Genomic DNA, 9,092 nt, shown 5'->3' with positions numbered 1-9,092 from the left:
GAAACTCCGGCGGATAGTTGTTTGGCACTGCAGACTCCTTCTTCCGGGGACCAGGGTTCCCCAGAGATCAGGTGTCTACCAAACTGGGCCAACTCCAGAGAGCGGCTGGAGGGATCGCTGGTCGGACGGGTCGCCGCCGCCTTCTACGCCGGCTACAACGACGATCTGGCCGGCGGTTTCGCGAAGTACATCTCCAAGGACCTCGTCCTGCACGGGTTCGACGGGCCCGATGAGCGCGCGGCGTGGCTTGCGGGCGACCTGGAGCTGAAAGCATCGCTCACCGGCTACCGCCTGGAGGTGCTCGACCAGGTCGCCGAGGGCGACAAGGTGGTGACCCGCTGGGCCATCAGCGGGCGTCCACACGGGCACGATCCTGGGCATCCCCGCCTCTGGCCGCGAGGTGCGGCTCAGCGGCATCTCCATCGACCGCGTCGTGGACGGGCAGTCTGTCGAGCACTGGTCGGAGGGCAACTTCGGCCGGTTCCTGCAGATACTCCGCGGCGACAACGCCTGACGCGGCACCCGCCGACACGGCCCCGCGCACGGAGGACGCCGGGAGCCCGCGAAGCATCGACAGCGAACGACTGGAGACAGCACATGAAAGAGTTCATCAGCCGCCGCGGGATGGTCGGCGGAGCGCTCGCCGGCAGTGCTCTGGCGCTGGCGTCGGCGGCTCCTGCCCGCGCCGCCGACGGAGGCAGGGTCAAGCGCATCGTGAAGGCGTTCTACGAGAGCTACGGTCTGCGAGACCTGCCGGCGTCCTGGACACGCTACATCCGCGACGACCGTCGACCGGATCGAAGACCAGAAGATCATCGACCACTGGGCCGACGCGGACTTCACCGCATTCCTCCAGAAACTGACCGAATAACCCACTGCCCGCCTGGCACCCACTCAACGTAACCGTCCGACGACGTTAGGCCACACCTGCGAGGGTTGCCATCTGGGATCTCACGTTCGGCCGGTGGCGTACGTCTACCAGGCAGAAGAAGGGATACACAGATGAGCACCCGGCACCTCGTGATCGAAACCCGCCTCGGCCCGGTCACGCTCGTCGCGAAGGGCGAGGCGATCACTGGCCTGTACTTCCGGCACCACGTCCGCCGGCCGGCGCAGGAGGCGTTCGGCCCCGAGGTGACAGAGCCCGCAGACAGGCTGCTGAGCGAGGCCGCCCGGCAGTTGCGCCAGTACCTGGCGGGCGAGCGCAGGAACTTCGACCTCCCGCTCGCCGCTGAGGGCGACGCGTTCCAGCACGCCGTCTGGGAGATCGTGAAGCGCATTCAATGCGGTGACACGACCACCTACGGCCGGATCGCCGAAGAACTCGGAGACCGGGCGCTCGCGCAGAAGGTCGGAGCGGCCGTGGGCGCGAACCCGCTGTGCGTCTTCGTGCCGTGCCACCGTGTCGTCGGCTCCCATGGTTCCCTCACCGGATACGCCGGTGGACTCAAGCGCAAGCGGACGCTGCTGGAACTCGAGGAATCGGCCGACGTCAGCGCCGGACGGCTGTTCTGACCGGAAGGTCACGTTTGCCGATGGGATGGGATATGAAGGAACCGTTCGAGAACGTGGTCGCGCGGCACGGCGCTACCGTGCTGCGCGTCTGCCGGGTTCTCCTTGGCCCGCACGACGCGGACGACGCCTGGTCGGAGACGTTCCTGTCCGCCCTGCGCGCCTATCCCGACCTGCCCGAGACGGCGAACGTGGAAGCCTGGCTCGTGACGATCGCCCACCGCAAGGCGATCGACGTGCTGCGCGTCGCCAAGCGCAATCCCCTGCCCGTCGGCGAGGTGCCGGAGACACCGGCGGGTGGCGACCTTCCGGGCTCCGCCGACGCCGACCTGTGGGCCGCGGTGAAAGCGCTCCCGGCCAAGCAACGCCAGGCCATCGCCTACCGCTACGTGGCCGGCCTGCCGTACGCCGAGATCGCGCAGATCCTCGGCGGCACCGTCGAGGCGGCCAGGAGAGCCGCCGCCGACGGGCTCAAGAACCTCAGGAAGAACCATCCGGGCGCGATCACGAGAGGAGCATCGTCATGAACGACATCCGCCACGATGACGACCTGTCCGCCCTGCTGTCGACGCCCGTGGACGCCGACGCGCTCGCCCGCCTCCACCACCGGCTGGAGCAGGAGGCCGAGCAGGCCGGCCTGGTCGACGTCGCCTACACCACCATCGACTCGCCCGTCGGCACCCTGCTGCTCGCCGCCACCCCCGAGGGACTGGTCCGCGTGGCGTTCGCCCGCGAGGACCACGACCGGGTCCTGGAAACCCTCAGCCAGAAGATCAGCTCGCGCATCCTGCGCTCCCCCAAGCGGCTGGACGTGGCGGCCCGCGAGATCGACGAGTACTTCACCCGCCGCCGCCAGGTCTTCGACGTGCGGCTGGACCTGTCCCTGTCACACGGATTCCGGCGCCTCGTGCAGACGCACCTGCCTGAGATCGCCTACGGCCAGACCCGCAGCTACCGCGACATGGCCGAACTCGTCGGCAATCCCAAGGCCGTCCGCGCAGTCGGCACCGCCTGCGCCACCAACCCGCTGCCGATCGTCGTCCCCTGCCACCGTGTGCTGCGCACCGACGGCACGCCCGGCGGATACGTCGGCGGCCTGGAGGCCAAAACCCTGCTCCTGGACCTGGAGGCCGCGGCATGAGCACAGACCGATGGCGTGATCGCGTCGAGTCCGGAGACTGGGCGGCGATCACGACCGAGATCGACGAGTACGGCGGAGCACTCCTGCCGCGCCTGCTCGCCCCGGAAGAGACCGTGGAGATCAGGGAGCTGTTCGGGAAGGACGACCTGTTCCGTAGCACCGTCGACATGGGCAGGCACCGCTTCGGCGAGGGGGAGTACCGCTACTTCCGCACGCCGTACCCGGAGCCGATCGAGCGGCTCAAGCAGGCGCTCTACCCCAGGCTGCTGCCGATCGCCCGCGACTGGTGGACCAAGCTCGGACGGCCCGCGCCGTGGCCCGACACGCTCGACGAGTGGCTCCAGATGTGCCACGACGCGGGCCAGACGAGGTCGACGGCGATCCTGCTCCGCTACGGGCACAAGGACTGGAACGCCCTGCATCGCGACCTGTACGGCGATCTCGTGTTCCCGCTGCAGGTCGTGATCAACCTCAACGAGCCCGGCGTGGACCACACCGGGGGCGAGTTCCTGCTGCTGGAGCAGCGGCCACGCGCCCAGTCCCGCGGCACCGCCACGCTGCTGCCGCACGGCCACGGCTACCTTTTCACCACCCGCGACCGGCCCGTCAGATCCGCCCGGGGCTGGTCGGCCGCACCCGTACGGCACGGCGTCTCGGCCATCAGGTCCGGTGAGCGGCACACCCTGGCCCTCGTCTTCCACGACGCCGCGTGAGCGAGGCGGCCAAGACCTACACCCTCCTCGGCGTGGACGGCCGCCCCTACCGGTCAGCGGTCAAAGGGCTGTGGGGCGGCCATCGCCGGTCGAGGATCTACGGACGGCTCGACTGCCTCGCCGCGCTGCGCGCCGTCGCCCGCGGCGGCTATGCGAAGCACCGGGTCTTCTTCGCCGACGAGGCCACCGCGATCGCGGCCGGGTTCCGCCCCTGCGGAGCCTGCTGCCACGACCGTTTCCAGCAGTGGAAGAGCGCACGGAGAACGGAGAACGATGAACAGCCCCTTGCTGATGACATCGGCGAGTGACGACGCGGACGCGACGGTGACGGACGCCGAGGTCGCGGCCCTCGTCAGCATGGCGCGCGATCGGCGGGCCCGGAGCGTCGTGGTCGGCTCGGGCCGTACCCCCGGCGCCCTCGCGACCGCCCGGCTGATCGCCGCGGCCTGGGAGCGCGCGGGCGGCGACGTGCTCGACACCATCGCCTGGCCCGAGACCGGGGCCTCCTGGCTGCGTTTCGCGACCAGGTTCGCCGCCGCCGGTCCCGACCTGTGGGTGATGACCGGGCCCGCGACGGGGTGGGCGCAGATGACCAGGCGGCTGCTGTGGTCGACCGCGTGGCGCCCCGCCCGCACCCTGGCGACCGCCGTCGTCGGCGACCCGCGCACCCTCGCACTCGTCGGACCTGCCCGGCTGTACGGCCTGGCCGGCGCGAGCGCCGACGGCACCACCTGGCACGTGGCGGAGGAACGATGACGCTGTTCACCCCGGAACTCCCGGACGGGCGGATCGCCCCGGGAGCCACCCTGATCCGCTCGTGGCTGACACCCGACCAGCAGCGGTGGATCGCGGACCAGTTCCACGCCTGGGCACGCGGCCCCGTCCCCCTCCGGGCCGCGAAGGTCCGCGGGCACGAGATGTCCGTGCGGACCGTCTGCCTGGGCCGGCACTGGCAGCCGTACGCCTACACCCGGGAGGCCACCGACGTGAACGGCGCCCGCGTCCTGCCCTTCCCCGACTGGATGATCCGCCTGGGACGGCGCGCCCTCCAGGACACCGGCCACGACCCGGACACCGTCCGGGCCTACACGCCCGACACCGCGCTGGTGAACTACTACGATGCGAACGCCCGCATGGGCATGCACCAGGACAAGGACGAGACCTCCTGCGCCCCGGTCGTCTCCCTGTCCGTCGGCGACACCTGCACCTTCCGCTTCGGCAACACCGAAAGCCGGGGCCGGCCGTACACCGACCTGGTGCTGGCCTCCGGCGACCTGTTCGTCTTCGGCGGACCCTCCCGACTGGCCTACCACGGTGTCACCAAGGTGCACACGAACACCGCCCCCGAAGGCTGCGGCCTCGGCCACGGCCGGATCAACATCACCATGCGCATGACGGGGCTCGACGGATGACCACCGGCACCGACGCCGGGGTCGTGATCGGCGAGGACGGCCTGGCCCGCCCCGCGTGGGCGGCCGCCTCGCCGTCGCTGCGCGACTACTACGACAGCGAGTGGGGCATGCCGGTCACCGACGAGCACGGCGTTTACGAACGCGTCTGCCTCGAAGGTTTTCAGGCGGGCCTGTCCTGGGCGACGATCCTGCGCAAGCGGCCCGCGTTCCGTACGGCCTTCGCCGGTTTCCGCCCCGACGCGGTCGCCGCGTACACCGATGCCGACGTGGAGCGGCTGATGGCCGACACCGGCATCGTCCGCAACCGGCGGAAGATCGAGGCGACCCTCACCAACGCCCGCGCCACCATCAGGCTGCGCGAGGAGATGGGCCTGGCAGCACTCGTGTGGTCCTTCCGACCCGAAGCCACGCCACGTCCCCGGACCTTCGCCGAGATCCCCACCCAGTCCGCCGAATCGCTCGCCCTCTCGCGGGAGTTGCGCCGGCGCGGATTCGCCTTCGTCGGCCCGACCACCATGTACGCCCTCATGGAGGCGATCGGCATCGTCGACACCCACCTGGTCGGCTCGCACCGACGGGGCAGCTCCGGCATCTGGACCTCGTGAAACGGCCCGCGGGCCCCTCCCAAGCCGGCGGCCCCGAAAGACCGCATCTCACGTTTCCGCCCGACCCGGCGTCTTCCAGATGCCGGGAGCAAACCACCCGGCGTGGCCGACATCAGTCGGCTCAGCATGCCCGCGGCCGCCCCGCGCCCGGCGGCCGCGGGCACCTCTGTCACAACCCGGGCGCGCGGAGAATGCACGAATGAACAGCCGACAGGACCGGCATTACGACCTGACCGGCTTCGACGCCGACGCCTACGGGACCCTCAGGCACCGTGCGGCCGCCGCCACCTACCATTTCCCGAATCTCGCGGATCGCCATACCCGGTCGACGCGGCTCGCCATGGCGGTCGGCGACCTTCTTCAATCCGCCATGATTTGCGGCGGCATCGACGTCATGCCCTTCACGATCCGCGACGAGAGCCTCGTCGTCGTGGCGTGCGAGGGCGACGAGGCCGTCGGCATCTCGGTCATCGACCCGACCGGCGAGATCCCACGTGACGTCGTGACCTGGGTGGAGCCGACCCACGAGCCGTGGGTGGAGCAGGTTCTCAAGGTCGAACTGCTGCGTAACGCCCGCGCCGCGGGCATCGCCCGCGTGAACGTCCTGCGCGGCACGGCGACCGAGGCCGTCTACGAATCCCTCGGCCTGCATGACTTTCAGGAAAGCGGGTCCGTGGCCAGGCAGAAGATCGCCTGGTGTGGAATCCGAGGCACCACCTCATTGATCGAGGTCGCCAGTTCGGCGCCGGACCTTGACGAAGCGCCCGAGCGACGTTACGGGCCGGTGACGAGAACGGGGCGAGTGCCGACGTCGAGGAGATCGCCCGGTGTGAGAGGCGTGGACGTCCCATCGAGGCGGTGAACCTGGGCCGCGTCCGCAGGAGCCGGCGTCGACGCGGTACCGGCATGGGTCCACCGCAGGACAGCGTTGCGGGTCCGGCCGTCCGCGCCGGTCAGGGTGAACTCGCACTGCCACACGTTGGCCGGCAAGCGGATCGCGGCGCCTTGCCCGCAGGCATGCACCTGGGCACGGGCGAGCCATCGCTGCAACCGCTCCACGGCCAGCGCAGCCCTGGTAGGCGCACCGCCCTCGGCCTGCAGGACGATCGGTAGCGTCCTGGCGCCCCAGGCGTAGAAGTAGGTGCGCCGCAGGTAGCCGCTGCCGCTGCCGTACAGGCCGGTCAGGTAGAAGCGCACCGCGTGGTCGATCGCGCGCTCCTCGTCCAGTGGCCGCTCCAGGACGATGTCATGAGTCGTGCCGGTGCTCCAGATCGGGGGATGCGCCCCCGCCTGGTGCAAGGTGCGGTAGACGATGTCGATGATCGCCAGCATGGTCTCCGGCGGGTCCGCGGGAGATCGCTGGTGCAGCTTGACGCTGGCGACGTCGCAGTGTGTGTAGCCTCCCGCCACCGCGAACTCTCGCAGGAAGTCACGCCCCTCGTCGCTCCACAGCCGGCCCATTCCGGGGCATACGACGATCGCCTCGGGGTCGGTCTCCTTGATGGCGCGGCTCGCCCGGCGTGTCAGCTCGACCAGGCTCGCCACATCGCCGGTGTAGAACCTGGAATCGTTGCCGACCGGCCACAGCTCGTAGCCTTCCATCCGGCCCCGATAACGCCCGGCCAGTGTGCGAACGAACCTCTCCCAGTGGTCCAGATCGTCCGGCGCCGCTGCGCGGGCGCCCTCCGGGTAGGCCATGCGCGACGCTCCGGGCGCCGCCCACGCCGGCGTGCCGCCGATGACGAACAGAGCGGGTAATCCCGCGCGACCGGCGGCCGATACCAGCCGGTCCGCCACCGTCCAGTCGTACTCCCCCTGGCGAGGCTCCAGGTTCGCCCATCGCGTCTGGCTGTCCCAGAATCGGACTGCGCCCACCCGGAACCCCGGCATCTCCCCCGTGTTCGCGTTCATGGTCACACCGAACCTGGCCGACTCCACCGGCTCCGGCGCCACTACCCAGCTAGGGCCGCTCACCGACTGCGGCGCTGCCGCCGCCGGTGCCGGCTCCGGTGCCGCCTCGGGCGACGCCTGCGACGACACCGTCCCCAGGGCCACGGTCAGCGACACGGCTACCGCCTTGGCCACCACCCCCATCACGGACCGGCGGACCGGCTCCACGACCGGCGGAGCCGCCGCCGTCATCGTCGCGACGGCCGCGCGGTCCTCTTCCGCAGGTGCCAGTTCTGTCACCCTCGCGGCGCCGGCATCGGTTGCGGGCGAAAGTTCGCCGTCGAGTGTCCACGCGCGGACGACGTCCCGAACTTCCTGCTCGGTTGCTCCGCAGGCCCGGGCGATCCGGGTGACGAGCCCGGCGTCCGGGATTTTCCCTCGCCCAGTGCAGTAGCGGTGCAGGGTCGACGTGCTGATATAGGTCCTCCGGGACAGGTCAGCATAGCTCTGGCCGCTGCGTTCCTTCAGGCCCCGCAAGAGTTGCACAAGAGTTGACATCTCAGGCCGATCATCCCACACGGGTCCAGGAGTTGCAGGTCAAAGTCGGCTCCGCGGCCCATCCGTCCCAGATGGCCTGGCCGTCCTTGCCGCTGCGACGACTGACTGGCGAAGGTCAGTGATGACCACGCGGAAGGAAGCCGCACTTCCCACAGAGAAGGGACGGCCATGGGTCCGAAGCGAAGCGACGAGTGTACGGACACGGCGGGTGCCGGACCGCGGAGCCACGGGGAGGTGCGGGTGAAGGGCGCGCGAGCCGTGACGATCTTCGCGATGGCCATCGTGTCCGCGGTGTGCGTGGTGGGCCTCGGCGAATCAGTCGGGTCAGGGGGGTCGGGTGGTTCTGGCGCATCGGGCGCGAACGAGGCCGCCGGCAGGGAGCCGCCGGGCCCTTCGCGCAAGCTGGGCGCGGCCGAGCTCCGTCTGCTCGATCGCGCGGAGCAGGCGCTGATCGCCGCATGCATGCGTGACCAGGGCTTCCGCTATGTCTCCGCCGAGCCGGCCAGGAAGAATCCGCAGGATCGCACGTTCCGGTTCGTGATCGACGATGTCTCTTGGGCCGAACGGCACGGCCTGGGAACGCAGGACCGGTTACGGGCCGGGGACGACGCGGCCATGGGCCCCAACGAACAGTACGCCCGCGGCCTGTCCAAGGCCGCCAGGGCGGCCTACGGAGTCGCCCTGATGGGCCCGCCCCCGGCAGAGCAGCGAAAACCCCTGGAGATAAGGCTTCCGCACGGTGAGGTCGTCGGCATGAGCGGCAGCGGATGCGTCGCGGAAGCGCGCACCGAACTCTACGGCGACCTGCGGGCGTGGTTCCGCTCCACGATGGTCCTCAACAACCTCACGCCTTTCGTCGCCGCCGCGATCGAGAAGGACAGCGCCTATCGTGTCTCGCTGAAGAACTGGGCAGCCTGCATGCGCGGCGCCGGACACCCCTACGAGAACCCTGGCGAGCTGAGAGCCGCGGCGGCGAAGCTGATCGCCGGCCGCGATCCCGACGCCGCGCACCGCATCGAGGTGCCGCTGGCGGTCGCCGAGGCCAGGTGCGCCCAGCGGACCGGCCTCGGCGCGGCGATCAGCGGTGTCGAACGCCGGGAGTGGGCCGCTCTGGCACGGCTCCATCGCCCGGACATCGAGACGCTCCGCCGCCTGCGCCTCGGCGCCCTCGACCGAGCCCGACACGTCGTCGCAGCCGGCTGACAGGCCACCCGCCATGGCACCGGAGAAGGGAGGCCGCCCCTACTGATCCCCCCGTCGA

General features: G+C 70.4%; 11 protein-coding genes and 1 pseudogene. 11 read left to right on the top strand and 1 reads right to left on the bottom strand.

Annotation, left to right across the window (positions count from 1 at the left end; genetic code table 11):
* Positions 1 to 364: 364 nt before the first annotated feature.
* The 10 genes and pseudogenes from FAF44_RS31680 to FAF44_RS31635 all read left to right on the top strand — a co-directional run.
* A pseudogene (locus FAF44_RS31680) lies at positions 365 to 514 on the top strand (ester cyclase); the annotation flags it as partial.
* Positions 515 to 1,002: 488 nt separating this feature from the next.
* Positions 1,003 to 1,515 carry a methylated-DNA--[protein]-cysteine S-methyltransferase gene (locus tag FAF44_RS31675; RefSeq protein ID WP_237106981.1) on the top strand — a complete coding sequence of 171 codons (513 nt, stop codon included), beginning with the start codon at positions 1,003 to 1,005 and terminating at the stop codon, positions 1,513 to 1,515.
* A gap of 32 nt (positions 1,516 to 1,547) precedes the next feature.
* A complete protein-coding gene (locus FAF44_RS31670) occupies positions 1,548 to 2,039 on the top strand; it encodes an RNA polymerase sigma factor (RefSeq protein WP_237106980.1) in 492 nt (163 codons plus the stop codon).
* A complete protein-coding gene (locus FAF44_RS31665; protein ID WP_237106979.1) occupies positions 2,036 to 2,653 on the top strand; it encodes a methylated-DNA--[protein]-cysteine S-methyltransferase in 618 nt (205 codons plus the stop codon). The genes FAF44_RS31670 and FAF44_RS31665 overlap by 4 nt, the downstream gene beginning before the upstream one ends.
* Entirely contained in the window at positions 2,650 to 3,366 is a 717-nt protein-coding gene (locus FAF44_RS31660) for a 2OG-Fe(II) oxygenase (RefSeq protein WP_237106978.1), read from the top strand. The genes FAF44_RS31665 and FAF44_RS31660 overlap by 4 nt, the downstream gene beginning before the upstream one ends.
* On the top strand, positions 3,363 to 3,674 hold the full coding sequence (locus FAF44_RS31655; protein WP_237106977.1) for an Ada metal-binding domain-containing protein: 312 nt from the start codon (positions 3,363 to 3,365) through the stop codon (positions 3,672 to 3,674). Before FAF44_RS31660 ends, FAF44_RS31655 begins: the two co-directional genes overlap by 4 nt.
* On the top strand, positions 3,658 to 4,122 hold the full coding sequence (locus FAF44_RS31650) for a hypothetical protein (protein ID WP_237106976.1): 465 nt from the start codon (positions 3,658 to 3,660) through the stop codon (positions 4,120 to 4,122). The genes FAF44_RS31655 and FAF44_RS31650 overlap by 17 nt, the downstream gene beginning before the upstream one ends.
* Positions 4,119 to 4,778: an alpha-ketoglutarate-dependent dioxygenase AlkB gene (locus tag FAF44_RS31645; protein WP_237106975.1), complete on the top strand. Its 660-nt coding sequence runs from the start codon at positions 4,119 to 4,121 to the stop codon at positions 4,776 to 4,778. The genes FAF44_RS31650 and FAF44_RS31645 overlap by 4 nt, the downstream gene beginning before the upstream one ends.
* On the top strand, positions 4,775 to 5,383 hold the full coding sequence (locus FAF44_RS31640; RefSeq protein ID WP_237106974.1) for a DNA-3-methyladenine glycosylase I: 609 nt from the start codon (positions 4,775 to 4,777) through the stop codon (positions 5,381 to 5,383). The genes FAF44_RS31645 and FAF44_RS31640 overlap by 4 nt, the downstream gene beginning before the upstream one ends.
* 199 nt (positions 5,384 to 5,582) lie before the next feature.
* Entirely contained in the window at positions 5,583 to 6,245 is a 663-nt protein-coding gene (locus tag FAF44_RS31635; protein WP_237106973.1) for a hypothetical protein, read from the top strand.
* Here the strand turns inward: FAF44_RS31635 and FAF44_RS31630 are convergent.
* Positions 6,158 to 7,810 (bottom strand): helix-turn-helix domain-containing protein, encoded by a 1,653-nt coding sequence (locus tag FAF44_RS31630; RefSeq protein WP_237106972.1) that lies wholly within the window; start codon positions 7,808 to 7,810, stop codon positions 6,158 to 6,160. The genes FAF44_RS31635 and FAF44_RS31630 overlap by 88 nt on opposite strands.
* A 279-nt stretch (positions 7,811 to 8,089) precedes the next feature.
* On the opposite strand from FAF44_RS31630, the gene FAF44_RS31625 reads away from it, so the two are divergent.
* A complete protein-coding gene (locus FAF44_RS31625) occupies positions 8,090 to 9,034 on the top strand; it encodes a hypothetical protein (protein ID WP_237106971.1) in 945 nt (314 codons plus the stop codon).
* Positions 9,035 to 9,092: the final 58 nt, after the last annotated feature.

Origin of the sequence: Nonomuraea sp. MG754425 (genome assembly GCF_021699195.1) — a bacterium.
Taxonomy (GTDB): Bacteria; Actinomycetota; Actinomycetes; order Streptosporangiales; family Streptosporangiaceae; genus Nonomuraea.
The sequence above is the reverse complement of the archived record's forward strand: the minus strand, read 5'-3'. Positions and strand labels throughout refer to the sequence as shown.

Bases quoted from the DNA above. Each gene is read 5' to 3' on its own strand.
- FAF44_RS31660 (WP_237106978.1), top strand. From the start codon at position 2,650: ATGAGCACAGACCGATGGCGTGATCGCGTCGAGTCCGGAGACTGGGCG.
- FAF44_RS31645 (WP_237106975.1), top strand. From the start codon at position 4,119: ATGACGCTGTTCACCCCGGAACTCCCGGACGGGCGGATCGCCCCGGGA.
- FAF44_RS31665 (WP_237106979.1), top strand. From the start codon at position 2,036: ATGAACGACATCCGCCACGATGACGACCTGTCCGCCCTGCTGTCGACG.
- FAF44_RS31675 (WP_237106981.1), top strand. From the start codon at position 1,003: ATGAGCACCCGGCACCTCGTGATCGAAACCCGCCTCGGCCCGGTCACG.
- FAF44_RS31670 (WP_237106980.1), top strand. From the start codon at position 1,548: ATGAAGGAACCGTTCGAGAACGTGGTCGCGCGGCACGGCGCTACCGTG.
- FAF44_RS31650 (WP_237106976.1), top strand. From the start codon at position 3,658: ATGACATCGGCGAGTGACGACGCGGACGCGACGGTGACGGACGCCGAG.
- FAF44_RS31640 (WP_237106974.1), top strand. From the start codon at position 4,775: ATGACCACCGGCACCGACGCCGGGGTCGTGATCGGCGAGGACGGCCTG.
- FAF44_RS31635 (WP_237106973.1), top strand. From the start codon at position 5,583: ATGAACAGCCGACAGGACCGGCATTACGACCTGACCGGCTTCGACGCC.